Origin of the sequence: Roseateles sp., from assembly GCF_039929605.1 — a bacterium.
In the GTDB taxonomy this organism is placed as follows: domain Bacteria; phylum Pseudomonadota; class Gammaproteobacteria; order Burkholderiales; family Burkholderiaceae_C; genus Pelomonas.
The window spans coordinates 32,707-59,177 of the sequence record NZ_JBDSQX010000075.1 but is presented as its reverse complement, the minus strand read 5'-3'; the positions used below and the strand labels follow the sequence as shown (position 1 = coordinate 59,177).

At 70.5% G+C, this 26,471-nt stretch carries 15 protein-coding genes; 9 read left to right on the top strand and 6 right to left on the bottom strand.

What is annotated here, in order from left to right:
* Nucleotides 1–65: 65 nt before the first annotated feature.
* Complete coding sequence (locus ABIS05_RS10345; RefSeq protein ID WP_348009887.1) at nt 66–2,333, bottom strand: GGDEF domain-containing protein; 2,268 nt, start codon at nt 2,331–2,333, stop codon at nt 66–68.
* A gap of 134 nt (nt 2,334–2,467) precedes the next feature.
* Complete coding sequence (locus tag ABIS05_RS10340) at nt 2,468–2,986, bottom strand: GNAT family N-acetyltransferase (protein WP_348009886.1); 519 nt, start codon at nt 2,984–2,986, stop codon at nt 2,468–2,470.
* Nucleotides 2,987–3,051: 65 nt separating this feature from the next.
* Here ABIS05_RS10340 and ABIS05_RS10335 point away from each other — a divergent pair, with 65 nt between their 5' ends.
* Nucleotides 3,052–3,312, top strand: a complete 261-nt coding sequence (locus tag ABIS05_RS10335) for a hypothetical protein (protein WP_348009904.1) — start codon at nt 3,052–3,054, stop codon at nt 3,310–3,312.
* Between the two features lie 46 nt (nt 3,313–3,358).
* Here the strand turns inward: ABIS05_RS10335 and ABIS05_RS10330 are convergent, their stop codons facing one another.
* Nucleotides 3,359–4,099: a DUF481 domain-containing protein gene (locus ABIS05_RS10330; RefSeq protein ID WP_348009885.1), complete on the bottom strand. Its 741-nt coding sequence runs from the start codon at nt 4,097–4,099 to the stop codon at nt 3,359–3,361.
* A gap of 103 nt (nt 4,100–4,202) precedes the next feature.
* On the opposite strand from ABIS05_RS10330, the gene ABIS05_RS10325 reads away from it, so the two are divergent.
* Nucleotides 4,203–6,566 (top strand): UvrD-helicase domain-containing protein, encoded by a 2,364-nt coding sequence (locus tag ABIS05_RS10325; RefSeq protein ID WP_348009884.1) that lies wholly within the window; start codon nt 4,203–4,205, stop codon nt 6,564–6,566.
* 66 nt (nt 6,567–6,632) lie between these two features.
* On the opposite strand, the gene ABIS05_RS10320 is transcribed toward ABIS05_RS10325, so the two are convergent.
* Both ABIS05_RS10320 and ABIS05_RS10315 read right to left on the bottom strand, forming a co-directional pair.
* Nucleotides 6,633–6,860, bottom strand: coding sequence for a type II toxin-antitoxin system RelE/ParE family toxin (locus tag ABIS05_RS10320; RefSeq protein ID WP_348009883.1), 228 nt, complete (start codon nt 6,858–6,860; stop codon nt 6,633–6,635).
* A complete protein-coding gene (locus ABIS05_RS10315; RefSeq protein ID WP_348009882.1) occupies nt 6,857–7,069 on the bottom strand; it encodes a hypothetical protein in 213 nt (70 codons plus the stop codon). The genes ABIS05_RS10320 and ABIS05_RS10315 overlap by 4 nt, the downstream gene beginning before the upstream one ends.
* A gap of 73 nt (nt 7,070–7,142) precedes the next feature.
* On the opposite strand from ABIS05_RS10315, the gene ABIS05_RS10310 reads away from it, so the two are divergent.
* Nucleotides 7,143–7,568 (top strand): PaaI family thioesterase, encoded by a 426-nt coding sequence (locus ABIS05_RS10310; protein ID WP_348009881.1) that lies wholly within the window; start codon nt 7,143–7,145, stop codon nt 7,566–7,568.
* A 20-nt stretch (nt 7,569–7,588) separates the two neighbouring features.
* On the opposite strand, the gene ABIS05_RS10305 is transcribed toward ABIS05_RS10310, so the two are convergent.
* Nucleotides 7,589–8,725 (bottom strand): serine hydrolase domain-containing protein, encoded by a 1,137-nt coding sequence (locus ABIS05_RS10305; protein WP_348063251.1) that lies wholly within the window; start codon nt 8,723–8,725, stop codon nt 7,589–7,591.
* A gap of 158 nt (nt 8,726–8,883) precedes the next feature.
* On the opposite strand from ABIS05_RS10305, the gene ABIS05_RS10300 reads away from it, so the two are divergent.
* The 6 genes from ABIS05_RS10300 to ABIS05_RS10275 all read left to right on the top strand — a co-directional run bounded on the left by ABIS05_RS10300 (nt 8,884) and on the right by ABIS05_RS10275 (nt 26,443).
* Nucleotides 8,884–9,600 (top strand): response regulator transcription factor, encoded by a 717-nt coding sequence (locus ABIS05_RS10300; protein WP_348009879.1) that lies wholly within the window; start codon nt 8,884–8,886, stop codon nt 9,598–9,600.
* Nucleotides 9,597–11,234 (top strand): FecR domain-containing protein, encoded by a 1,638-nt coding sequence (locus ABIS05_RS10295; protein WP_348009878.1) that lies wholly within the window; start codon nt 9,597–9,599, stop codon nt 11,232–11,234. Before ABIS05_RS10300 ends, ABIS05_RS10295 begins: the two co-directional genes overlap by 4 nt.
* Nucleotides 11,234–13,204: a CHASE2 domain-containing protein gene (locus ABIS05_RS10290; RefSeq protein WP_348009877.1), complete on the top strand. Its 1,971-nt coding sequence runs from the start codon at nt 11,234–11,236 to the stop codon at nt 13,202–13,204. Before ABIS05_RS10295 ends, ABIS05_RS10290 begins: the two co-directional genes overlap by 1 nt.
* Before the next feature lie 121 nt (nt 13,205–13,325).
* Nucleotides 13,326–14,030, top strand: a complete 705-nt coding sequence (gene aqpZ / locus ABIS05_RS10285) for an aquaporin Z (protein WP_348009876.1) — start codon at nt 13,326–13,328, stop codon at nt 14,028–14,030.
* Between the two features lie 273 nt (nt 14,031–14,303).
* Nucleotides 14,304–22,166: an SdrD B-like domain-containing protein gene (locus ABIS05_RS10280; protein WP_348063250.1), complete on the top strand. Its 7,863-nt coding sequence runs from the start codon at nt 14,304–14,306 to the stop codon at nt 22,164–22,166.
* A 14-nt stretch (nt 22,167–22,180) separates the two neighbouring features.
* Nucleotides 22,181–26,443 (top strand): OmpA family protein, encoded by a 4,263-nt coding sequence (locus ABIS05_RS10275; protein WP_348009874.1) that lies wholly within the window; start codon nt 22,181–22,183, stop codon nt 26,441–26,443.
* Nucleotides 26,444–26,471 lie beyond the last annotated feature (28 nt).

The following is a 26,471-nucleotide window of genomic DNA, read 5'->3' as shown; positions in this document are numbered from 1 at the left end:
CTGCGTGTTTCTGGCCGAGCGCCGGCCCGCTCCCCAGCCGGCCCGCCTTGGACGAGGGGCTTGCTTCAATGCGGGAAGGCGAGGATCAGCTCGGCCAGCGGCAGCGGCCTGCCGAGCAGATAGCCCTGCCCGAAGCGGCAGCCGCATTCGCTCAACACGGCCAATTGCGCCTCGCTTTCGATGCCCTCGGCGATGACCTCCAGCTGCAGGTGCTGGCCGAGGTCGAGGATGGTCTTGGCGATGGCGCGGTCACGCTCGCCGCTGGCCAAGTCGCGCACGAAGCTGCGGTCGATCTTCAGCGAGCTGATGGGCAGGCTCTTCAGCATGGCCAGCGACGAGTGGCCCATGCCGAAGTCGTCCAATGAGATCTCGAAGCCGATCTCGCGCAGCTGATGCATGACGTGCTTCACCTGCCCGGGCTGGCGCATCAGCATGCTCTCGGTCAGCTCCAGCACCACTTGTGAGGGCGGCACGGCCAGCTCGGCGGACATGGCGCGCAGCGTCTCGGGCAGGGCGCTGCTGGTGAACTCCGACGCGGCCATGTTGACGTGCACCTTCAGCGGCGCCAGCGCCAGCGCCCCGCCCTGCAGCGAGGCGAGGTCGCGCAGCGCCTGGCCCAGCACCCAGCGGCCGATGTCGATGATGAGGTCGCTCTGCTCGGCAATCGGGATGAAGACGTCGGGCGGCACCACCTCACCGCCGGGCTTGCGCCAGCGGATCAGCGCCTCCACGCCGTGCAGCGCGCCCGAGGCGATGTCGACGATGGGTTGGTAGGCCAGGCGCAGCTGGCCGGTCAGCAGCGCCTCGCGCAGCTCGGCCTCGATGGCCAGGCGCTCGGCCAGCCTGGCGCGCTGCAGGGCCAGCGTGTCGGGGCTGCTGTTGGAGAACACGTTGCTGCCGTTGCGGCCGTTCTGCTTGACGCGGTACATGGCCGCGTCGGCACTGCGCAGCAGCTCGGGGCCGGTCAGGCCGTTCTCGGGGAAGCGGCTCACACCGACGCTGGCCGACATGTTCAAGGCGGCGCCGTCGTAGACGAAGGGCCGGCTCGCGGCGGCCAGCACGGCGTCGACCAGGACGGCCAGCGCCTGCTCGTCGCTGCTGTCCGGCACCAGCACGGCGAACTCGTCGCCCCCCAGGCGGCCGACGCGCGCCGGCGGCGGCGCCAGCGCCTGCAGGCGGCGCGCAAACTCCTGCAGCACCGCATTGCCTGCCTCGTGGCCGAAGGCGTCGTTGATGGGCTTGAAGCGGTCCAGGTCGATGAACATCAGCGCAAAGCGCACGCCGTCTTGCTCGCTCTGCGCGCAGTGCTGGTTGAGCTGGGCGTAGAAGTGGGCGCGGTTGTCCAGCTCGGTCATCTCGTCCACCTGCGCCAGGCGGTGGATGACGGCCTCGGTCGCCAGGCGCTGCGCCGTCTGCGCGATCAGCGCGCCGATGGTGGCCGAGACCTTGGGCAACTGCGCATCGGGCTGGCGGGCCAGGCTGCTGTAGAACTCCAGCACACCGGGGCGGTGGCGCTCGCCGTTGTCCGACGCATAGGTCACCGGGAACACATAACCCGACCACAGCCCGCACATCTGCGCGCTGCCACGGCGCAGGAAGCGCGCGTCGGTGCTCATGTCCTCCACCCACTCGGCCTGGCCGGTGGCCCAGACGCGGCCCACCAGGCCTTCGCCAGGCGCCATGTCCAGCGCCGCGCTGACGGTACTGAACTTCTCCAGGTCGCGGTCCGGCGGGTGCCAGAAATGGCGGCAGCGCAGCTGGCCCTTGGCCTCGCCGCTGATCTCGCCGTCTTCCTCCATGCTCCAGTAGGCGCCCCATTCCCAGCCGAGGTTGCGGCAGATGAGCTGGATGACGTTGGTGATGGCGTCTTCCAGCGTGTGCGTGCCGACGAGGTACTCGGTCAGCGCATAGCCCAGGCGCTCGCGCACGGCGGCCTGCGTCAGGTCGGTGACGTCCTGCAGCAGGCCATGGCGCCAGCCCGGCCGCGCCGGGTCGGGCGGCAGCGGCGTCACGCGCAGCCAGCGCATGCCGCGCGCCAGGCCGATGACGCGGATGTCCAGCGGCTGCACGGCCTGCTCGCCGGTCCACAGGCGGATCAGTTCGGGCAGGTCGTCTTCCACGACATGGCCGAAGCAGGCGTAGAGGCTGTCTGCCGAGTCAAGCGCCTGGCCCGGCATCTCCAGGAATTCGCTGGCGACGGGCGACAGCAGGCTGTGGCCGGTCAGCGGGTCATGCCACCACTGGCCGAAGCCGGCAGCGCGCGCCAGGTCGGGCAGCACCACCATGTCGTTGGACGCCCGCTGAGCCCTGGGTTGGACCGGAACGGGTGCCACGCGAAACCCCTGATGACTGCTCATGCGCGGGGTGGCGCAAGTCGCATGCCAGCGTTTGGTGTGGTGAGTGGCCCCGTCATCGTGCAAACCGGACCTCGACGCCCGGGTGCGGCACAGCGTTGGTGCCGCTGGCGCTAGCGCAGTGCCAGCTCCCAGGTTTCGTTGATGACGCCCTGGCCAAAGCCGCGGCCCGCCGCGCTGCGAACGAGGCGGTAGCCCTCGGCGGCGTAGAGGGCCCGGGCGGCCGTCAGCGCGCTCTGCGTCCACAGCTCGATGCGGTCATAGCCGGCGGGGCGTGCGAAGTCGCTGCACTGGCGCACCAGCCGCTTGCCGACACCCAGCCCGCGCGCATGTGGCTCCAACAGCAGCAGGCGCAGCTTGGCGACGCCGGGGCGCGGCTCGCCGCTGGCATCGTCCCGGGCTTGCACGAGCATGACGCTGCCCAGGCGCTCTTGCCCGCGTGCGGCGATCCAGCAGGCCTCGCGCTCGGGTTGCAGGCGGTCGACGAAGTCGGCGCAGATGCGTGCGACGAGGGCCTCGAAATGAATGTCCAGCCCGTACTCGTCGGCGTAGACGGCGCCGTGGCGTTCGACGATCCAGCCGAGGTCGCCGGGCTGTGGCGCGCGCAGTTCGACGGCAGGCAGCAGGGTCATGGCCGGATCATCGCCGGACACGCTACGCTGGCGGCCGATTCGGACAGGAGAGCAGCTTGGGCATCGTGGTGTATTGGCTGGAGGGCGACGGCGAGGGCGCGTCACCCGTCTGCGAGTTCTTCGGCAGCAAGGAGTTGACCCAGGCGCTCGCCTGCGCCGAGGACAGGCGCAGGCAGGGGCATCGTCACGTGAGCATCTCCACAGAGCTGGAGGGGAGCGTCGGCCGGCCCGGCGTGTCGGCGGTCGAGAGCGGCAAGACGCCCGACGGCGAGGCCTACGAATGGTCCAAGGCCGGGCGGGCCGGCAAGGTGCGCAAGGGGCGCTGACGGGCGCCTTCGGGCCGCTCTCAAGCCGGCCCTCGGGCGCTGGGCCTCAGAACTTGTAGCCGAAGCCCACGGTCAGGAGGTTGTCGGTTTTCTTCGTGCCGACGGGAACCCGGCTGGAGTAGCGGCTGGACAGCCCGGCATTGAGCGTCCAGGCGCCGCTGATCGTCGTTGCCAGACCGGCGTCGAACGTGGCGCGGTCGCCGAGGTCGCCGCCGCTGGGGTAGTAGACAAGACGCTGCTTCAGAGAGGTCGACTCGCTGACCTTGTGGCTGGACTCCTCGCCCAGCAGCACCTGCACGCCGTTGGCGTCGCTGCCGTCGGTGAACTGCGTGGCGGTGTAGCCCAGACCGCCGAACACGTCCCAGCTGTTGGCATCGTTCTTCAGCAGGTGGTAGCCCACGCCGCCGGTGAGGTTGTAGCGGTTGCGCACGCCACCGGCCTTGTTGGTCTCGCCTTCTGCGGCGCCGAAAGAGAACCACTGGGGGCCGAGGTTGAAGTCGTAGCGGCCGCCCACGCGCAGCAGGTCGGCGGTGGTGGTGTCGACGCCGTCGGCCTTGTTGCGGCCGTAGTTGGCGATGCCGTAGAGGCTGATCTTGTCCTGCGCGGTGGCGAGGCTGGCGTCCGCGTTGGCGGCCAGCGTGCGGCTGCTGGTGTTGCCGCTGGCGAACGCGCCGGCAACGCTGAGCCCGCCGTGCCACCGGCCGTCGGGTGTGTCCTGGGCCAGGGTGGCCTGCGAGACGAGAGCGAGGGGGAGAGTGAGGGCGAGTGTGAGAGTGAGACGGGACATCGGCAGAGGGGGCTGGGGAAAACCAGAAGTATCACCAACGCTTATTGCGAAGCCACGGAGGATGCCGGCCGACCTGTAAGAACCGGTTCCTTAAAATGCGGCGATGACCTCTTTCCCTGTCGACCCAGTGGTCGACGCTGTAGCCAGCCCCCTCCTGCGCAACCTCAACCCCGAGCAGCTCGCCGCCGTCACAGCGGCGCCGGAGCCCGCGCTGATCCTGGCCGGCGCCGGCTCGGGCAAGACGCGCGTGCTGACCACCCGCATCGCCTGGCTGCTGAACACGGGCCAGGTCGGCCCCAGCGGCGTGATGGCCGTGACCTTCACGAACAAGGCGGCCAAGGAGATGCTGACGCGGCTCTCCACGATGCTGCCCTTCAACGTGCGCGGCATGTGGATCGGCACCTGTCACGGCCTGTGCAACCGCTTCCTGCGCGCGCACTGGAAGCTCGCCAACCTGCCGCAGGCCTTCCAGATCCTGGATTCCAGCGACACGGTGTCGGCCATCAAGCGCGTCATCAGGGCGATGAAGCTGGACGAGGAGCGCTTTGTCCCGAAGCAGGTCGGCTGGTTCATCGCCGGCTGCAAGGAAGAAGCCCAGCGCCCCGGCGACGTGGTGCCGCACGACGAGCAGACGAAGAAGCTCGTCGAGATCTACGCCAACTACGACGACCAATGCCAGCGCGAGGGCGTGGTGGACTTCGCCGAGCTGATGCTGCGCAGCTACGAACTGCTGCGCGACAACGCCGCGATCCGCGAGCACTACCAGCGGCGCTTCCGCCACATCCTCGTCGACGAGTTCCAGGACACCAACAAGCTGCAGTACGCGTGGCTGAAGATGTTCGCGCCGCCGAATGGCGACACCGGCCAGAGCCTGCTGGCGGTGGGTGATGACGACCAGAGCATCTACGCCTTTCGCGGCGCCCGCGTCGGCAATATGGCGGACTTCGAGCGCGAGTACCGCGTCAAGCGCGTCATCAAGCTGGAGCAGAACTACCGCAGCTTCGGCCACATCCTGGACGCCGCTAACGAGCTGATCAGCCGCAACGCGCAGCGCCTGGGCAAGACGCTGCGCACCGACGCCGGCCCGGGCGACCCCATCCGCGTGCAGGAGGCGCCGAGCGACTTCGCCGAGGCGCAGTGGCTCATCGAGGAGATCCAGGGCCTGGTGCGCAGCGGGCTGGACCGCCAGCAGATCGCGCTGCTGTACCGCAGCAACGCCCAGTCGCGGGTCATCGAGTCGGCGCTGTTCAACGCGGGCATCCCGTACCGCGTCTACGGCGGCCTGCGCTTCTTCGAGCGCGCCGAGGTCAAGCACGCGCTGGCCTATCTGCGCCTGCTAGAGAACCCGAGCGACGACACGAGCTTCCTGCGTGTCGTCAACTTCCCGACGCGCGGCATCGGCGCCAAGACGCTGGAGAACCTACAGGACGCCGCCAAGGCCTCGGGCCGCAGCCTCTACCAGAGCGTGAGCGCCATCACCGGCAAGGGCGGCGCCAACCTGCTGGCCTTCACCAACCTCATCGACTCCACGCGCAACCTCACGCAGGGCATGACGCTGCGCGAGATCATCGAGCAGGTGCTGGAGACCTCGGGCCTGGCGGACTTCTACCGCACCGACAAGGACGGTGCCGAGCGGCTGGAGAACCTGGACGAACTCGTCAATGCGGCCGAGGCCTTCGTCATGCAGGAGGGCTTCGGCAAGAACGCCGTAGGCCTGCCGGTCGACGAGGTCGCCGAGGCTGGCACGCCGGGCGCCGTGCCCGACGCGGAGACCGGCGAGATCATGTCGCCGCTGGTGGCATTCCTGACGCACGCCTCGCTGGAGGCCGGCGACAACCAGGCCCAGGCCGGGCAGGACGCCGTGCAGCTGATGACCGTGCACTCGGCCAAGGGCCTGGAGTTCGACGCGGTCTTCATCACCGGCCTGGAAGAGGGCCTGTTCCCGCATGAGAACGCGATGTCCGACCACGACGGCATCGAGGAAGAACGGCGCCTGATGTACGTGGCCATCACGCGGGCGAGGCAGAAGCTGTCGCTCAGCTTTTGCCAGACGCGCATGCTGCACGGCCAGACGCGCTACAACGTCAAGAGCCGTTTCTTCGACGAGCTGCCCGAGGCCGCGCTGAAGTGGCTGACGCCGCGCAACCAGGGCTTCGGCTCGGGCTTTGCGCGTGAGTACCAGCAGGCCTGGGACCGCGGCACCGGCCTCAAGGGCATGGTGGGCGCCGGCCGAGTGGAGAAGGCGGCCTGGGTGGAGCCGCCGGTGCCGGTGGCCATGCGGCAGAAGGTGTCCAACGAGCACGGCGGCCTGCGCGTGGGCAAGAGCGTGTTCCACACCAAGTTCGGCGAGGGCGTGCTGCTGACGCTGGAAGGCACGGGCACGGATGCGCGGGCGCAGGTGAACTTCGGCCGCCACGGCACCAAGTGGCTGGCGCTGTCGGTGGCGAAGCTGACGCCGATTGATTGATCAGCGTCGACCGTCGCCGTGAGACGGCTCGCGGTGCTGATGTCGCGCGACGAGCACGCGCAAGCCTCACTGGTCGGTGGCGTAGATCACCGAGTAGGGAAAGTCGTGGAGCGGATAGCTGCGCCGGCCGTCGCCGGTCGGCGTGCCCAGCCCGGGTTGGTGCTCGATGAGCCGCGCGATGCGTTCGAACTCTTCCAGAAAACGCTGAGCCACCTGCACGCCAGCCTCTCGCCGGTAGAACCGGAACGCTGCGGCCAACTCCGCTTCGGCCCTGGGGTCAAAGAAGCGGCTCACGCGTGCTCGTTGCGAAGCCGCGCCAGCGCCTCATCCATCGGTACGAGTTGCGCGGCTTCGGCGTCGCGGCTGGCGGCAACTGCATCCCAGGCTGCATCACGGGCGGCATCGGCGTCGAGACTGGCCACCACGCGGTCCAGGAGCTTCGTGCGCTGGGCCAACGGCAGCTTCAGCACCTCGGCTTCTAGGGTTTCAAAAGTGGTGTCCATGGCGGGCCCCGAAGTTGGCGACGTGGGCCGTTAGCTTGCCATAAGCTGCTTGCACCGTGCCAAGGAGTGCTCCGTGACCTCATCCGCAGTCGTGAACTTGAAGACCTTGGCCGACTTTCTGGCCACCGAATTCCCGCAGAACCGCTGCACGCTGGAAGAGCTGGACGACGACGGTAGCGTCGTCGTGGCCCACCCGGTGGGCGAGCACGAGCTGAGGCCTGGGGGCACGGTGTCGGGCCCGGTCATGATGACTTTGGCCGACGTGGCGCTGTATATCGCCATCCTCGCGCGCATCGGCATCGTGCCGCTGGCGGTGACGACCAACCTCTCCATCAACTTCCTGCGCAAGCCGCGTGCGGACCGGCGCCTGGTGGCGCGATGCCGGCTGATGAAGCTTGGCAAGACGCTGGCCGTGGGCGAGGTGTGGATCTACTCCGAAGGCGAGGACGAACCGGTGGCGCACGCGACGGGGACCTATGCGATCCCGCGAGAGCGCTGAGGTCGCGCGCTCAAACGGCGTCAGTGCGCCAACTGGCCCGGCAAGCGCTTGCTGTAGAGCTCGGCAATCTGCGGAATGAAGCGCTCGGGGTTGCCGCCCACCAGATTGGTCAGCACCACGATGGCCAGCCCGTCGTCGGGGTAGATGACGAAGGCGGATCGGTTGCCGCCGATGCCGGCTACCTGGCGATGGGGCGCCACAGCGAGGACCGGCCAGCCCGCTGACCAATCACCGGAGGCGCCGCCGTTGAGCTTCTCCGGCGCCCACATGCCATCGAGCTGGCTCATCGGCATCAGGCGACCGCTGGTCAGCGCCATGATCCACCGCGCCATCTCGTTCGCCGTGGTCAGCAGCCCGCCGCCTGCGTTCAGTGAGTACGGTATTTCGTAGAGCCAGCGAGACAGCCGGTTGGCATCGTTGGCGGCCAGCGTGCGGCGGGGAAAGTAGCTGTAGATCGTGGCCGCATGCGGCACCGGGTCGTAGCTGTCGCCGAAGGTCGATGCGCGCATGTCGGCGACGGCGAACTGCCGTTGCGCGACGTACTGCTCGTAGGGCATGCCGGTCTGCTTGGCGATGATCTGCGCCAGCAAGCCGTAGTTGGTCTGGTTGTAGGCGAAGCGCTCGCCCGGCTGGGCCTCCACGGGCCGCGCCTTGACCGCCTTCCACATGCCGGCCTCCGTGCTGCCTGCCATCAGGCCCGGCTCTTCGACGATGTCCGGCAGCCCGGAGGTGTGTGCCAGCAGTTGCCGCACGCGAATGGCGCGCCAGGTCGCGGGCAAGTCATCGAGGTAGCGCGAGATCGGCGCGTTGAGATCCACCAGCCCGGCTTGGGCCAACTGCGCCATGGCGACACCGGTGACGGGCTTGGTGCCCGAGTTGAGCGGGAACAAAGTGGTGTTGGTCGCTGGCACCTGGTTCTCGACACTGGCCAGGCCGTAGCTTTCGCTCAGCACCAGTTGGCCGTCCTGGATGACGGCGATCTGCAGGCCAGGGATGCGTCGCTCCTGCATGGTCTTCTGCACGAACTGCCGCGTCATGGCGTTGGCTTCATCCAGGCCGGCGGCGCCGGCCGGTGCGAAAACCGCGAGAAGGCAGCCGCCGATGAAGGCGGCGATAAGGCCGGTGAGCGAGTGATGGGTCGTGGGCATGAAGGTCATCGTGAGTGCTGGTTCCGAACCCGCGAGGCGCGGAGCCGAAGGCGCAACTATCGCTCGCCGTGGGCGAGGTGTGGATCTACTCCGAGGGCGAGGAGGAACCAGTGGCCCGCGGCTGGCGGCGTCGTTGACAATGCGCGGCTTTGCGCCCGACGACAGCCATGCAGATCGCCGTTCTTGACGACGATGTCCACCAACTCGACCTGCTTGCCCGCGTGGTTGGGGCGCTTGGTCATGCTTGCCACCGCTTTTCCAGCGGAGCCGCGCTGCTGCAGGCGGTGCGGCAGGCCACCTTCGACCTTTTCCTGATCGACTGGGAACTGCCCGATACCTCCGGCCTGGACGTGCTGCGCGCCTTGCGCGGGCAGCACCGTGTTCGCGCGCCCATCATCTTCGTGACCCATCGCGATGAGGAGCGGGACGTGGTTCAAGCCCTGAGCGCCGGTGCGGACGACTACGTCACCAAGCCCGTGCGCAGCGCCGAGCTGAAGGCCCGCATGCTGGCCCTGCTGCGCCGTGCCTACCCCGCGCAGGAGGCCGGCCTGCAGCATGGCGGCTTCCTGCTGCAGCCGTCCTCATGCCTGGTGCTGTACGAGGGCCAGCCCATCGAGCTCAAGCAGCGTGAGTTCGCGCTTGCGCACTGCCTTTTCCAGCGGCTCGGGCAGTTGTTGTCGCGTGCCTACCTGATGCAAACCGTGTGGGGGCGGGATACCGAGGTGCCAACGCGCACGCTGGACACCCATGTGTCCGCCGTGCGCAGCAAGCTCGGCCTGCGGCCCGAGCGCGGCTACCGGTTGGTCGCCGTCTACGGGCACGGTTATCGGCTGGAGGCCCTGGACCCCGCAGTGGCCGGCTCGGCTGAGGCGCACACGGCATGACGGCGCGTTTGATGGCCAGCCTGATGACCGTGGCCGCCTTCGCTGCAAGCGCAGCGCCGGCTCAGGACACGGTGCCCTACGAAGTGCAGCGCGGCGAGTCGCTCTACGTCATCGCCGGGCGCTTGCTCGAGGATGCACGCCATTGGCCCGAAGTCGCCAAGCTCAACCGGCTGGCGCGGCCGTTTCGCCTTCACCCGCATCAGCGCCTGCTGTTGCCGGCGTCGCTGCTGAAGGGCGCGGTCGCACCCGCGCGGGTCGAATATGTGCGCGGGCCGGTCAGCGCCGACGGGGCGCCGCTGCGCATCGGCGCGCTGGTGCCCGAAGGCGCTGGGCTGGAGGTGGGCGCGCAGGGCTTCGTCAGCCTGCGGCTGCACGACGGATCGCTGCTGCAACTGCAGGCCAACAGCCGCTCCCGGCTGCTGCGCCTGCGCGACCTCCCGGCGGCGCAGCGCCGCAACATCCTGATCGAGCTGAACCAGGGCCGTGTCGATGCGGACGTGGCGCCGCAGTCGCCCGGTTCGCACTTCCAGGTGAAGACGCCTTTAGCAACCGCTGGCGTGCGCGGCACGCGCTTCGGCGTGTCGGTGCCCGCCGAGGCGGGGCGCACTGCGGCCGACGTGATCGAAGGGACCGTCGAGGTGCAGGCGCTGGCGCGCGCAGGCGGCTTGCCGGTGGCCGTGCGGGCGGGGCAGGGCGCCGTGGTGCGGCCCGGCGGCCCGCCGCAGCTCAGGCCCCTGCTGCCGGCGCCCGATCTGTCTGGCCAGCCGCTGCGTGTCGAAGCCCAGCCCGGATTGCTGCAGCTGCCGCCGGTGGCCGGGGCCGAGCGCTACCGCGTCGAAGTGGCGGACGACGCGTCCTTCACGCGCGTGCTGTGGTCGGTCGAGGCGCCAGCGCCGCTGGTGCTCGACGGCCTGCCTGACGGGCGCTACCGCCTGCGCGCCCGGGCCATGGACGGCGACGGGCTGCTGGGCGCCGAGGCGAGCGGCCCGCTGTGGGTCAAGACCACGCCGGTGCCCCCGCTGGCGCAGTCACCGCTGCCCGGCGCCACGGTCGGCCCGGACGGCGTGGCCATCGCCTGCACCGACGTGCCGCTGGCCCAGGCCTACCTGCTGCAGCTGGCGAGCAACCCGCGTTTCGAGCCGCTGCTGCAGGAACAGCAGGGCAGCGGGCGCTGCCACTTCGAACTGCAGGCGCTGCCCGTCGGCGAGGTGTACTGGCGCGTGGCCTCGCTGGCGCCGGAGGGCGATGGCGGCCTCGAGCGCGGGCCCTTCGGCGACCCCGGCCGGTTTGTCGTCGTGCCGTTGCCGCCGGCCCCGCTCGCCGACGAGATCGTGGCCGACGGCCGGCAGGTGCAATGGAAGCCGCTCGACGGCTACCGCTACCGCGTGCAGGTGGCCACCGATGCCGGCTTCGGCGCCGTGCTGCAGGACGAAGAGGTTGCGGCCGGCAGCCTGCAGCTTGCGGTGCCGCCGCGCTGCCTGCCCTACGCGCTGCGCATGCAGGCCATCAGTGCGCAGGGCATGCGCTCGGCGTTCTCGCCGCCACGCCTGGTCCACACCGACGCCAGCGTCTGCAGCAGCGACGGCAACCCGGTGCAGCAGGGCAGCGGCGAGCGGGTGCAGACGAGCCGCTGATGCCCCGGCCGCAGCGCACTCGCCGGCTGGCCGGCCGCCATGGGTGGCGGGGCGCACGGCTGGGGCTGCTGCTCTTCGTGGCGGCATTCGTGGCGCTCGGGGCGTTCAACGGCCTGGGCCGGGCCGATGCCCTGCTCTCGGACCGCCTGCTCGCCTGGGCCGCCCGCCCCATGCCGCAGGACATCGTGGTCGTGGGCATCGACGATGCGAGCCTGGCCGCCATCGGGCGCTGGCCCTGGCCGCGTGACGTGCATGCACGGCTGCTGGACGCGCTCACCGCAGCCGCGCCGCGCGCCGTGGGCCTGGACCTGCTGCTCTCCGAGCCCGATGCCGCCCACGACGCGCAGCTCGCTGCGGCCATGCGGCGCAATGGCCGCGTGGTGCTGCCGCTGCGCATGGCGCCGATGCAGCCTGGCGCGGCGGTGGTGTCGCTGCCGGCACCGGCGCTCGCCGCTGCCGCTGCCGGGTTGGGGCATGTGCATGTGGCGCTGGATGCCGATGGCGTGGCGCGGCGCGTCTTTCTGCACGAGGGCTTTGGCGACGTGCTGTGGGAGAACTTCGCGCTGGCCGTGCTCAGGGCTGCAGGCGAGGAGCTGAGCGGCCCGCCGCCCGGTGCTGATGTTGGTGCTGGTGCCGAGCCGGGCCGGTGGCGGCGCGCGCAGCCCTACACGATTCCCTTCGCCGGCCCGCCGGGGCATGTGCGGCGCCTGTCCTACCTCGACGTGCTTGAAGGCCGGGTGCCGCCTGCGTCCTTGCGTGGCGCCATCGTGCTGGTCGGCGCCACGGCGCCGGGCCTGTCGGACGCCTACCCCACGCCCATGGCCAGCCAGGACGCGTTGATGCCGGGTGTCGAGATGGCAGCGCAGACGATCGCCGCCCTGCGCGAAGGTCGCAGCCTGCGCGCCGCCGCGCCCTGGGAGGCGGCGCTGCTGACCTTGCTCGTGCTCGGCCTGGCCGCCCTGGCCCTGCGCCTGGCACCACCACGGCTGGCGGTGGGCGCACTGCTGGCGCTGCTGCCTGCGGCCGTCTGCCTGGCCTGGGCGCTGCAGTTGACGCAATGGGCAGGCGTGCAATGGCAACCGGGGGCGGCGCTGCTGGGGCTGCTGCTGCTGTACCCGCTGTGGAGCTGGCAGCGGCTCGAAGCGGCGCTCGCCTACCTGGCCCGTGAGTTCGAGCGCACGCGCCAGCAGCTGCCCCCCGGCGAGGGCTACGACCCACCCGCCATCCATGGCGACCTGCTCGACCGCCGGATGGCGGCGCTGGCCGCGGCTGCAGCGCATGTGCGCTCGCTGCAACGCCAGCGCCAGCAGGCGCTGCACTTCCTGTCGCATGACCTGCGGGCGCCTCTGTCGGCCACGCTGGCGTTGATCGAGTTGCAGGACGGTGCCCATGCCGCTTCGGTGCTGCCGTTGATCGAAGCGCAGTCGCGCCGCGCGCTGGCAATGGCCGAGGGCTTCGTGCAGCTCGCCCGTGCGGAAACCGCGCAGGGCTACCGCTTGGAGGTGCTGGACCTGCGCGATGCCTTGATCGAGGCGGTCGACGGCTGCTGGCCGCTGGCACAGGCCAGGGCGGTGACGCTGGACTGCCCGGCGCCGGCGCATGAATGCCTGGTCTCGGGTGACCGCTCGATGCTGACCCGCGCGCTGGTGAACCTGATCGACAACGCCCTCAAGCATGGCAGCCCCCGCGGTGGGCGCGTGCACTGCCAACTGATGGCCGCCGGGGCGTGCTGGCGCATCGAGGTGAGGGACGCGGGCGTGCCGCTGCGCCCGGAGCTGGCCACCGGCCTCTTCGAGGCTTTCCGCCGCGGCGGGAGCGGGGTCGGGGCGCAGGCCGGCGCCCCGGGGGCGGGCCTGGGCCTGGCCTTCGTGCAGGCCGTGGCCCAGCACCATGGCGGCCATGCAGGCTGGTGCGGCCAGGAGCAGGGCAACGTGTTCTTCATCGAGCTGCCCGCCAGCGCGGCGGGCTGACAGAGCCGGGTCGAACGTCAACAAAGGTCAGCGCGGCTGGCCTTGCCGGCTGCGGCGCCCGATCATTGCGACCGCTGCGCTTTCACCCTGCGCGGCACCGGATCACCCGCTAGGAGGAAGCATGAAAAAAGCACTGGCCGCCGAGTTCATCGGCACGTTTTGGCTCGTCCTGGGAGGCTGCGGCAGCGCAGTGCTCGCGGCGGCCTTCCCGCAACTGGGCATCGGCCTGCTGGGCGTGTCGCTCGCCTTCGGCCTGACGGTGCTGACCATGGCCTGCGCCGTCGGCCCGGTGTCGGGCGGGCACTTCAACCCCGCCGTCTCGGTGGGCCTGTGGGTCGGCGGGCGCTTTCCTGCCGCTCGGCTGCTGCCCTATGTCGTCGCCCAGGTGGTGGGCGCGGTGGCCGCTGGCGGCGTGCTGGCGCTGATCGCCACCGGCAAGCCGGGCTTCGACCTGGTGGCCAGCGGCTTTGCCGCCAACGGCTATGGCGAGCACTCGCCCGGCGGCTATTCGCTGCTGGCCGCGCTCGTCACCGAGGTGGTGATGACGGCGCTGTTCATCCTGATCATCCTCGGTGCCACGGCCAAGCGCGCCGCCGGCACCCTGGCGCCGGTGGCCATCGGCTTGGCGCTGACGCTGATCCACCTCATCAGCATCCCCGTGACCAACACCTCCGTGAACCCGGCGCGCAGCACCGGCGTCGCGTTGTTCGTGGGCGGCTGGGCGCTGGAGCAACTGTGGCTGTTCTGGGTCGCGCCGGTCGTCGGCGGCGCGCTGGGCGCGTTGCTGTATCGCGCCACGCTGGACGAGGACTCTTCACACGCCTGAGCGTCTTTGCTCTCGGCAGCCGTCCGGTCATGTCTCGGCAATGTCCCGGTCATGTCAATTCGCCGCTGGCGCCGTAACGTGCGCGGCGCCGTCGGAACGCCCACGCGTCTGACGCGCCATCTACAAGGCCGGGCCACCGGCTGATCCGATCCCCCTTTTTTTGTTGTGCCTTCTGCGGGCAGGGCTTCGCCTTGCCTGAAAAACACGATGACGTTTGTTCGCCTGTTGCCAAGTCTTGCCCGTAGCGCGGGTTCCCTCGTTCGTCATGCCCTCGTGCCGCTGGCCCTGGGACTTGCTTTTGCGGGAAGCGCCCACGCCCAGCTCGTCGTCACCGGCGTGCCGGACAGCCTCGATCCCATCGCTGCCGGCGGCACGGTGACGTACACGGTCGGCATCGGTGACGCGCTGGGCGCCGCGCGCAGCAACGTCACGCTCAACTTCGACATCCCCGCCGGTGGCCGCTACGCCGGCACCGGCACGCTGCCCGCAGGCGTGTCCTGCGCCGGCATGGCGCTGAACCAGGCGGGCCCGGGCACCGTCACCTGCACGGGCATCGACGTGCCGGCGCTCGACACGGTGCAGGTGCCGCTGCGCGTGCGCACACAGGCCGCCGGCACGATCACCGTCCAGGCCGCCATCGTCGGCGGGGGCTCGCAGAGCGAAACCACCACGGTCGACACCGGCGCGGACCTGCAGCTCGCGGTCAACACGGTGGCCACTGCGGCCGCCGGCAGCACGCAGAACGTGGTGCTCACCGTCACCAACGGCGGCCCCAATGCGTCGCCATCGTCCACGCTCAGCTACAGCGTGCCGCCGGGCTTCGCGCTCAGCGCCACGCCGGGCGGCTGCTCGCTGGCGGGCAGCACGCTGCGCTGTAGCTTCGGTGCCATTGCCAATGGCGGCACCGCCAGCGTCTCCGTCACCGGCGTCATCGGCGTGGGCGGCAGCTCCACGCTCACGCACTCGGCCGACATCACCGGCACCGGCGGCGTGGGCGATGGCGACAGCAGCAACAACGTCGCCAGCGCCAACACCACGGTCACCGCAGGCAGCAGCCTCTCGGTCACCAAGACCAAGTCGGTGGCCGACCCGGTGCAGGTGGGCCAGACCTTCAACTACCAGTTCACGCCGCGCTACAGCGGCGACTTCCCCAGCGGTGCGCAGGTGCAGGACAACCTGCCCGCGAACTTCTGCCCCGTCGCCCCGGCCAACTTCACCAGCGGCGCGTGGACCTGCACGGCGTCCAGCACCTGCCCCACTGCGGGCGGCACGCTCAGCTGCACGCGCAGCGGCACCGGCAGCGCCGGCAGCAATGTCTCGCTCGGCACCATCACGGCGGCCGTGCAGGCGCTCACCAGCGGCGCGGGCATCGTCAACACCGCCACGGTCAGCGCAACCGGCGTGAGCCCGGCCAATGGCTCGGTGAACGCCACGGTGATCGACCCAGCCGCCGACCTGCGCGCCAACAAGGGCAAGAGCTGGCCCCAGGCCGCCGTGCCGGTGAACCAGGCCTTCAACTACACGATCTCGACCACCAACCTTGGCCCGAGCGCGATTCCGTCGACGGGCACCATCACGCTGACCGACACGGTGCCGGCCAACCTGCAGGTCAACAGCATCACGGCGCCTGCGGGCTTCAGCTGCCTGTCGTCCGGCGGCGCCAGCTTCCCGCAGGCCGGCCCGGTGACCATCACCTGCAGCAGCAGCAATGTCGCGCTGGCCGTCAATGCGACCAGCAGCACCGTCACGATCAATGCGCAGGCGACGGCGGCCGGCGGCACGCTGACCAACCAGGTGTGCGTGGCCTCGGCCAACGCGCCGGCTGACGGCGTGCCCGCGAACAACTGCACCGGCGTGGGTGTCAACCCGCAGCTCAATGCCGCGCAGGCCGACGTGTCGGTGCTCAAGCGCGTCGTCGGCATCGGTGACGCCGCCGGCAACCGGCAGGAGGCCGGCTCGGCCATCGTCTGGGAGATCGAGGTCGTCAATGCCGGCCCGCAGGCCGCCACCAACGTGGCCGTGACCGACACCTTCAACAACGTCTTCAACGCCAACAACAGCCAGTACTCGCTCGCCACCGTGGCCGGCAGCGCCACGCTGGGCGCCTGCAGCCTGACGCCCTCGGGCTCGGCGGTCTCGCTCGGCAGCTGCACCGTCACCAACCTGCCGATGTGCACGGCCGGTGTGGACTGCCCGCGCTACCAGGTCACGGTGCGCCACTTCGGCGACGGCGCCTCGGGCAGCGACCAGTTCACGGTGACTAACACCGCCTTTGCCCTGGCGCAAAACGAGGCCGACCCCAACCTGACGAACAACACGGCCAACAACAACACGCCGGCCAGTGCCTACTACATGGCCCGCGCCGACGTGACCGTGACCAAGACGGACAACCCCGACCCCGTCTCGGCCGGCCAGCTTCTCACCTACACCATCACGGCGAGCAACCCCTCGGCCACCAGCGCCAGCCGCGCCTTCACCGTGAGCGTCAACGACACGCTGCCGGCCGGCCTCGTCTACCTGTCGGCCAGCGCCAGCGGTGGCGGCAGTTGCACCACCACGCCCACGGTGGGCAGCACGACCGCCCCGGGCAACGACACGCTGGCCTGCGGCTGGGCGTCCATCGCCCGCGGCTCGCAGCAGACCGTCACGGTGCGCGTGCGCGCCACCGCAGCGCTGGCCGCCGCCCTGGGTGGCGGTGGCTCCATCACCAACTCGGTGACGGTCAGCACCACCACGCCCGAGATCAGCGGCGGCGCGGCCAACAACACGGCCACCCAGGCCACCGCCATCAACGCGCCGGCCTACGACCTGATCGTCAACAAGACCGACGACGTCGACCCGGTCAACGTGGACGACAACGTCACCTACACGCTCACCGTCACCAACAACGGCGCGTCCACCGCCGAGAACGTGGTGCTGACCGACACCCTGCCTGCAGCGGCCGGCGCGCCCACCTTCGTGGCGCTGCTCACGCCGCTTCCGGCGGGCGTGGTGTGCGACACCTCGGCCGTGACCGTCGGCGTGGCCGGCGGCAGCATCAGCTGCACCATCACCAGCCTGGGCGGTGACGGCAGCGGCTCCACCGGCGAGACCAGCTCGGTGCAGGTGCGCGTGCGCCTGCAGGGCGCCGACAAGGGCACTTTCTCCAACACGGCCTCGGTGCGCTTCGCGAATGCCGCGCAGGACGCCTTCGACTCGCAGGCCAACAACAGCGCCACCGAACCCACCACCTTCCGCTTAAAGGCCGACGTGCAGGTGGTGGACAAGACGGCGGTGCAACGCGGCACCAGCACGCCGCTGGCTAGCGTGGCGCAAGGCCAGTCCTTCGACTGGCTGGTGAACCTGCGCAACAACGGCCCCCAGGCCGCCGAGACCACCAGCTTCAGCGATACCCTGCCCGCGGGCCTGCAGCTCACCGGCACGCCGGTGTTCAGCGTCAACTCCGGCAGCTTCACGCCCGCCGCACCCACCTGCACCGGCAGCGCCGGCGGCAGCAGCACCATTTGTGCGATCGCCAGCATGCCCTCGGGCGGTACGGCCACCGTGCGCATCCCCGTGCAGCTGGTGAGCAACCTGGCCAACGGCACGGCGATCAGCAACACCGCGAGCATCGTCACCACCGGCTCGGGCGACACCAACGGCGGAGCCGACCCTAGCGCCGGCAACAACTTCGGCAGCGGCAGCATCACGGCGCAGACCTCCGCGCTGTCGGGCCGCGTCTACGAAGACACCAACGGCAACGGCCAGAGCGATACGGGCGAACCGGCCATCGCCGGCGTGACGCTCACGCTCACCGGCACCGACGCCCTGGGCAATGCCGTCACGCGCACCACCACCAGTGATGCGAGCGGCAACTGGAGCTTCACCGTCCCCGCAGGCACCTACGCGGTGACCGAGACCCAACCCAGCGCCTTCCTGCCCGGCATCACGCGTGCCGGTACCGCCAGCGGTACTGGCAGCAGCGCCGGCACCGTGCCCGGCAGCGGCGCGGGCGTGACCAGCGGCCCCAACGGCTCCAACGCCAACGTGATCCAGAACATAGTGCTGGGCACCGGCGGCAGCTCCGCCAGCAACCTGTTCGGCGAAGTGCGCGCCGCCGCCATCGCCGGCCGGGTCTACCAGGATGCCGACTACAACGGCGCCTTCACGGCTGCCGAACCCGGCATCGCCAACGTGGCGTTGCAGCTCACCGGCACCGACCTGTTCGGCAATGCCGTCAGCGCCAGCACCACCAGCGCGGCCGACGGTACTTACAGCTTCGCCAACCTGCTGCCCGGCAGCTACAGCGTCATCGAGCCGACGCAGCCCGACGGCCTGGCCGACGGCAGCGAGACGGCCGGCAGTGCCGGCGGCAGCATCGCAACCAACGAGCGCATCAGCGCCATCACGCTTGGCTCCAACACCAGCGCCACCGGCTACAACTTCGGCGAGCGCCTGCCGCGCGTGACGGTGCGCGTATTCGAGGACGCCGACAACGACGGCCTGCCCGCCACGGGCGACGCCGGCATCACCGGCGTGACCCTGCACCTCACCGGCAACAGCAGCACCGGCACGCCGGTGGACATCGTCGCCGTGCCCGTCGCGGGCCAGCCCGGCCGTTATGAATTCCTCAACGTGCCGCCGTCCGCCGTCGCGGGCTACACCATCACCGAGACGCAGCCGGCCACCTATGCGCCCGGCAAGGCCAATGCCAACGGCAACGCCGGCAGCGCGCTGGCCAACGGCAACGTCATTCAGAGCGTGACCATCGCCGGCACCAACACGCCGGCCGCCCAGGGCGACTACCTGTTCGGCGAACTCACCGGCAGCCAGATCCGCGGCCGCAGCTACTACGACCGCAACAGTGATGGCAGCCCCGGCGCCGTCGCCAGCGAGCCCGGCATCGCCGGCGTGACCATCACGCTGACCGGCACCGACGACAACGGCAACGCCGTGTCGACGGCCACCACCACCGATGCCAACGGCGACTACGCGTTCAATAACGTCGCGCCCGGTACCTACACGGTGACCGAGACGCGGCCATCCGGCTATCTCCCCGGCCTCACGCGCGCCGGCACCGTGGCCGGCAACGGCTCGGTCGCGGGCAGCGTGCCAGCCAGCGGCGCTGGCGTGAGCGTCGGCCCCAACGGCTCCGATGCGCCGGTGGTGCAGAGCATCCGCCTCGGCAGCCCCGGCTCCGGTTCCAGCAACAACAACTTCGCCTCGGTGCGCGCCGCCTCACTGGCGGGCCATGTGTATGCCGACATCGCGCCGGCCAACGGCCAGCGCGACGCTGGCGAGCCGCCGCTGCCTGGCGTGACGGTCACACTGACCGGCGCGGATTTCTTCGGCCGCAGCGTCTCCACCGTGCTCACCAGCGCGGCGGACGGCAGCTTCAGCGCCACCGGCCTGCTGCCCGGCAGCTACCAGCTCGACGAGGCCCAGCCCGCCGGCACCGGCGACGGCCCTGAGCATGTCGGCACCGTGGGCGGCAGCGCCCGCGGCACGGCCAACCCGGGCGGTGTGAACGACCGCATCGGCGCCATCGTGCTTGCCTCGGAAGAGGCCGGCACGGACTACGACTTCGGCGAACGCGGCGGCCAGATCACCGGCGCGGTCTACGTGGACAGCAACGGCAACGGCCAGCGCGACGCGGGCGAGCCGCCGATTGCCGGCGTGTCGCTCAAGCTCACCGGCACCAGCGCCGGCGGCCTGCCCGTCAGCATCACCGCCACGAGCGGCGCCGACGGCCAGTACCTGTTCGACGGCGTGCTGCCCTCGGACGCCACCGGCTACACCATCGTGGAGACCCAGCCGGTCACCTATGCCGATGCGGCCGAGACCGTGGGCCGCCTCAACGGCGTGCGCACCGGCACGCTGGCGACCAACGACCGCATCGCCGGGCTCGTCTATACAGGCGGCTCGGGCGACGGCTATGACTTTGGCGAGCAGGGCGCCTCGCTCGCCGGCAGCGTGTTCAACGATGCCAATGGCAACGGCAAACGTGAGCCTGGCGACCTGCCGCTGGCCGGCGTGACCCTCACGCTGACCGGCACCGACGCCACCGGCCAGCCGGTGAGCCGCACCACGGTGACGGCGCGCGATGGCAGCTACAGCTTCACCGACCTGCCCCTGGACAACGGCGCGGGCTACACCCTCGTGCAGTCGCCAGTGCCCAACTCCACCCACACCGGCGAGACGCCCGGCACGCTGGGTGGCACGGTGCCGGCACCGCGCCAGATCAACGTCAAGCTGCTCGCAGCGGCGGCGCGCGGCACGGCGTATGACTTCTTCGAGCAGAGCAGCGCACCGGCGGTCGTGAGTGGCCGCGCCTGGCGCGACACCGACCACGACCGCGTCGCCGGGGGCAGTGAACCCGCCGTCGCCGGCTGGACCGTGGAGCTGGTGAGCTGCCTCGACGGCAGCACCACCTGCGCCAATGCCGGCGCCCAGGTGCTCGACACCCGCAGCACCGGCGCCGACGGCAGCTACCGCTTCGACAACGTGGTGTCCGGCGCCTACCAGCTGCGCTTCCGTGACCCGCAAGGCCAACTGGTGGGCGGCGTGTGGCCCACCGACCCGGTGCTCAACGCGCCCAACGGCAGCTTCCCCACCGTGCGGGGCATGGCGCCGCGCGGCTGGATCCCGCTGACGGTGACGACCGGCGTGTCCGTGGCCAACCAGGACTTGCCGCTCGACCCGGGTGGCGTGGTGTTCGACAGCCTGAGCGCCGAGCCGGTGCCGGGTGCGGTGGTCACGCTCAGCGGCCCGGCGGGCTTCGACCCGGCGGCACAGCTGCTCGGCGGCAATGCCGCGCTCACCACCGGCCCCGAGGGTGCCTACCAGTTCTTCCTGCTGCCGGGTGCGCCGGCGGGCCTGTACACGGTGGCGGTGACGCCGCCGGCCGGCTACCTGCCCTCCGCCGCCTATCCGCCCGCTACGGGCCCGCTCGACGCGGTGAACTGCAGCGCGCCGGGCAACACCAGCACGACGCGCGGCAGCGAGGCCTGCATCGTCAGCCCCGCGCCGCGCCCCGTGGCCGGGCCTGCCGCACCGTACTTCATGAGCTGGCAGATGGGCACGGGCGGCGCACGGCCGGTGGTCAACAACCACATCCCGCTGGACCGCCAGGGCTCGGGCATGGCTATCGATCTGCGCAAGACGACCTCCAAGCTCACCGTGAAGAAGGGCGAGCCGGTGCCTTACGTGATTACCGCGCGCAATGCCAGCAGCGGCCCCGTGGGCAACGTGGCGCTCGTCGACACGCTGCCGCCCGGCTTCAAGTACCTGGAGGGGTCGCTGACCGTGCAGACCCTGCCCAACGGCCCGGTGATGCCGGCCAAGCCGAGCCTGGCTGGCCGCCAGCTGACGCTGCCCAACCAGTCGTTCGTGCTCGGCGAGACCAAGCGCATCGTCATGGTGCTGGCGGTCGGCGTCGGTGTGGGCGAGGGCCAGTACGTCAACAGCGTGCTCGCCACGCAGGGCATCGACGGGCGCCTGCTCTCCAACGTCGCCACTGCGGCGGTGCGGGTGGTGCCGGACGCGTTGTTCGACTGCACCGACGTGATCGGCAAGGTCTACGACGACAAGAACGCCAACGGCGTGCAGGACGAAGGCGAGCCCGGCATCCCCAACGTGCGCGTTGCCACGGTGAACGGCCTGCTGGTCAACACCGACGCCGACGGCCGCTATCACATCGCCTGCGCCGCCGTGCCCAAGGACGGCACCGGCAGCAACCTGGTGCTGAAGGTGGACGAACGCACGCTGCCCTCGGGCTACCGCGTGACCACCGAAAACCCGGCCGCCGAGCGCGCCACGCGCGGCAAGGCGTTGAAGGTCAACTTCGGCGCCACGGTGCACCGCGTGGTGCGGCTGGACATGAAGGCCGCTGCCTTCGTGGACGGCCAGGTGGCGCTGCAGCCGGCGCACCAGGCGCGCCTGGACCAGGCCGTGGCTGCGCTGGTCGAGCGCCCCTCCATCCTGCGCCTGGCCTACCAGCCGGCGCCGGCTGAAGCGCCCGAACTCGGCGAGGCCCGCCTCGCGGCATTGAAGTCCGCCCTGCTCGAACGCTGGAAGGCGCAAGGGCAGGCGCAGGGCAAGGCCTTGTTCAACCTGGACATCGAGGTCGAGCGCATGCCGGCCTTGTTGAACCGCTGATGCAGGAGCCCGCCATGACGACCCTGCCTCCGAACCCTGATCGCGCCCACCGCATGACCCGTCCCAACTTCCGACGCGCGGCGCTGGCCGGCGCCGCAGCCGCCACCTGCCTGGCCATGAGCCTGCCCGCGCTGCCTGCACTGGCCGCCGATGCGGCGAGCGCCGCCACCTGCCACGCCGACGCCCGCGGCCGCTTCAGCGACCGCTGCCAGGCGGACCGGCGCGCCGTCGAGATCGACGGCCGCGACCACCTGCCGGCTTCCAGCGAACGCGAGCTGCCCAAGCTCACCGTGATCCTGGGCGACCCTCGCGGCCTGAAGGAGCAGCGCGAGGAGCTGAGCCGCACCATCCCCGGCACCGTGCAGCCGCGCGAGGATTCGCACACGCCGCACTTCGACTCCGGCGAGGACCTGCTCAAGCCCGAGGACATGGCGCGGCTGGACGCCATCGTGGCGCAGGTGCGCGGCCGCCCGGGCCTGCGCTTCGAGATCGTCGGCCACACCGACGTGCAGCGCATCAAGCCCGAGCTGCTGCCGCGGTTCCCCGACAACCAGGCCCTGGGGCTGGCCCGTGCGCAGCAGGTCGGCCGCTACCTGACCCAGCAGCTCGGCCTGGCCGCGAGCGCCTACCGGGCCGACTCCCGCGGCCCCGACGAGCCGCTGGCCACGCCGAAGGAAGACCGCGCCAATTGGTCTGCCAACCGGCGCGTGGAAGTGCGCGTGTACTGGCAGGAGACGACGCCGGCCCAGGTGGAGAAGCAGGTGCGCGTGACGCAGCTGGACCCGAGCGCCTGCAACATGCTCACGCCCTACGCCAGCGACGACTCGCCGCTGCGCCTGACCATCGACGGCCAGGCCGTGGTGGGCAGCGACAGCTCCAGCGCCGACCGCCAGCGCTGCATCGATGTGCGCCTGGAGCGCGACCGCCTGCGCCTGCAGTACGACAACCTGGTGCAGCCGCGCCGCCTGAACGCCACCGCCTGGCCCGCGACCGCGGTGCCGGGTGAGGCCGTGAGCTTCGCCGGCTACAGCAACTACCGGCTCTTCGTCGCCCGTGCCGAACTGCGCCTGTACAGCAGTGACGACGCGATGCGACCGCAACTGGTGGCCACCGTGCCGCTGGACGCCGAGCTGCGCGCGCAATGGACCGTGCCGGCCGAATGGGCGCAGACGCCGCTGGCACGCCGCAAGCTGTACTGGCGCGTGCGGGTGATCGACGCCGAGGGCCGCTTCGACGAGACCGACGACATCCCGCTGGCGCTGGCCGACCGGCATGCGCCGGGCAGCAACAACGAGCCGACCACCGAACAACGCCTGTTGGCGGCCTACGGCAGCACGCGGCTGGCCATCGTCAACATCCCCATCACCGGCGGCACCGTCACCGCCAGCGGCGACGGCATTGCACGGGGCGAGCGCGTGCGTGCGCTCGGCTTCGACGTGCCGGTGGATGTGCAGGGCAAGTTCGTGATGCAGCAGCTCGTGCCCCGCCGGGTGCAGACGGGGGAGATCGTCGTGAGTGGCAGCGAAGGCCGCGAGCGCATCTACCGCCGCGATTTCGAGCTGCCCAAGCGCGACTTCTTCTTCGTCGGCCAGGCCGACCTCACCATCGGCCGCGACCGCACCAGCGGCCCGGCCGAGCTGGTGACGCAGGAGCACAACCGCTACAACAACGACACCTGGACCGAAGGCCGGCTGGCCTTCTACGGCAAGGGGCTGCTGGACGAGCGCTGGACGCTCACCGCCAGCCTGGACACCGAGGAGCGGCCGCTGAAGGACCTGTTCCGCAACCTCGACCGCAAGGACCCGACCTCGTTGTTCCGCCGGGTGGACCCGGTGGACAGCTGGGGCACCTTCGGCGACGACTCCACCAGCATCGAGGACGCCCCCACGCAGGGCCGCGTCTACCTGCGCCTGGACGACGGCCGCTCGCATGCGCTCTGGGGCAACTTCAAGCTCAACCTCGGCAGCGACAACACGCTGGCCCAGGTCAACCGCGGGCTGTACGGCCTGCAGGGCCGCTTCGTGAGCGCGGAGTCCATCGCCTTCGGCGAGGCCCGCGTGCGCGCCGAGGTCTATGCCGCCGAACCCGGCACGCTGGCCGCACGCGAGGAGTTCCGCGGCACCGGCGGCTCGCTCTATTACCTGCGCCAGCAGGACGTCAGCCGCGGCGCCGAGAAGGTGTGGATGGAAATCCGCGACCGCGACTCGGGCCTGGTGCTGCAGCGCCGCGCGCTCATCCCGGGCAGCGACTACGAGGTCGACTACCTGCAAGGGCGCGTGCTGCTCACTTCGCCGCTGCCGAGCCTGGCCGATAACGGCACGATGGTGCGCGCGGGCGGGCTCAGCGGCCAGCCGGCCTATCTGGTGGTGGACTACGAGTACACGCCGCTGGCCGGCGACCTCGACACGCTGGCCGTGGGTGGCCGCACGGCCTGGTGGGTCAACGACGGCGTGCGGCTGGGGCTCACGGCCGCCAAGCAACGCCAGACGGGCGGCGACCAGCGCCTGGCCAGCGTCGACCTGCTGCTGCGCAAGAGCGAGAACAGCACGCTGAAGATCGAGGCCGCGCGCAGCGACGGGCCCGGCATCGGCACCACCACCTCGCTCGACGGCGGTTTCGGCTTCTCGCAGAACACCTTGGCCGGCGACCCGCGCGGCGCCAATGCCTGGCGCGTCGAGGGCCAAGCCGACCTGGCCGATTTCGACCTGGCCAAGAGCGGCCATGTCGGCGCGTATGCCCTGGTGCGAGAGGCCGGCTTCTCGGCCCCGGGCCAGGTGGCCGCCAACGAAACCCGGCAGGCCGGTGCCAGTGCCACGGTCCCCCTGGGCGAGCGCACCGAGCTGCGCCTGAAGGCCGACCACAAGGACGAACTCAACGGCTACAACATCGATGCCGGCGAGACCCAGGTGGCCTGGCGCATCGACGACCGCTGGACCCTGTCGAGCGGCCTGCGCGCCGACCGCAAGACCACCGATGCCGTCAACACCTCACCGCTGCTGCCCGGCTCGCCCGTGGTGAACGGCGAGCGGACCGACGCTGCAGTAAACCTCGACTACGACAGCGGCCAGGGCTGGGGCGTCTACGGCTTCGGCCAGAAGACCCTCGGGCGCACCGGCACGCGCCAGGACAACGACCGCCTGGGCGTTGGAACGCGCTACCGCGTGAACGACAAGCTGTCGCTGCGCGGGGAAGCCTCGGGCGGTGACGGTGGCGCTGCGGGCAAGGCCGGCGTCGACTACCAGTACAACGACCGCTCCAATGTCTACGTCACCTATGCCCTGGACACGGGGCGCACCGACGAGACCCTGAACGCGCGCGGCGGCGCGCTGGTGGGCGGCATCAAGTCACGCATCGCCGACGGCCTGAGCGTCTACACCGAGCACAAGCAGACCACCGGCCTGCAAAGCGGGTTGACCCATGCCTATGGCCTGCAGTACGCGCCGGACGAGCGCTGGACCTTCGGGGCCAGCGCCGAAAGCGGCCGCATCGAAGCCGAGAACGCAGGCCAGACGGACCGCGACGCGGCGGGCTTCACCGTCGGCTTCGTCAACGCGAAGGTGAAGTACTCGGGCGGCATGGAATACCGGCGCGACCGCACCGCCACCGATTCCCGGCGCAGCTGGCTGCTGAAGAACTCGGTCAGCGTGCAGGACGGCAGCAACGCGCGCTGGCTGGGCAAGCTCAACTGGGCCGACAGCGACAGCGCCGCGAACACGCTGGCAGCCGCCAAGTACACCGAGGCGGTGCTGGGCTACGCCTTCCGGCCGGTCAGCAACGACAAGCTCAACCTGCTGCTGAAGTACACCTACCTGTACGACCTGTCTTCGCCGGGCCAGGTGGTTGCGAACGACGTGACGCCCACGGCGGTGAGCACGCTGGGCATCGACTACCAGCAGCGCAGCCAGGTGGCGGCGGTGGACGCGACCTACGACCTCAGCGACCGCTGGACGATCGGCGGCAAGCTGGCATGGCGTGGCGGCGAACTCCGCCCCAGCCGGGACAGCAGCGCGCGCTGGTTCAAGAGCAGCGCCGAGCTGGCCATTGCGCGCGTGGACTGGAAGGTGGTGCGGCAGTACGACTGGCTGCTGGAGCTGCGCACGCTGCGCGCGGGCGAGCTCGCCGAGCGCAAGAGTGGCCTGCTGACCGCCGCCTACTACCACGTCAACGAGAACTTCAAGGTCGGCGTCGGCTACAACTTCACGAACTTCTCCGAGGACCTCACCGACCTGAGCTATCGAAGCCGGGGCGTGTTCGTGAACCTGCTCGGGAAGTTCTAGGAGGCAGGGCTTCAAGCAAAAGGGGCTG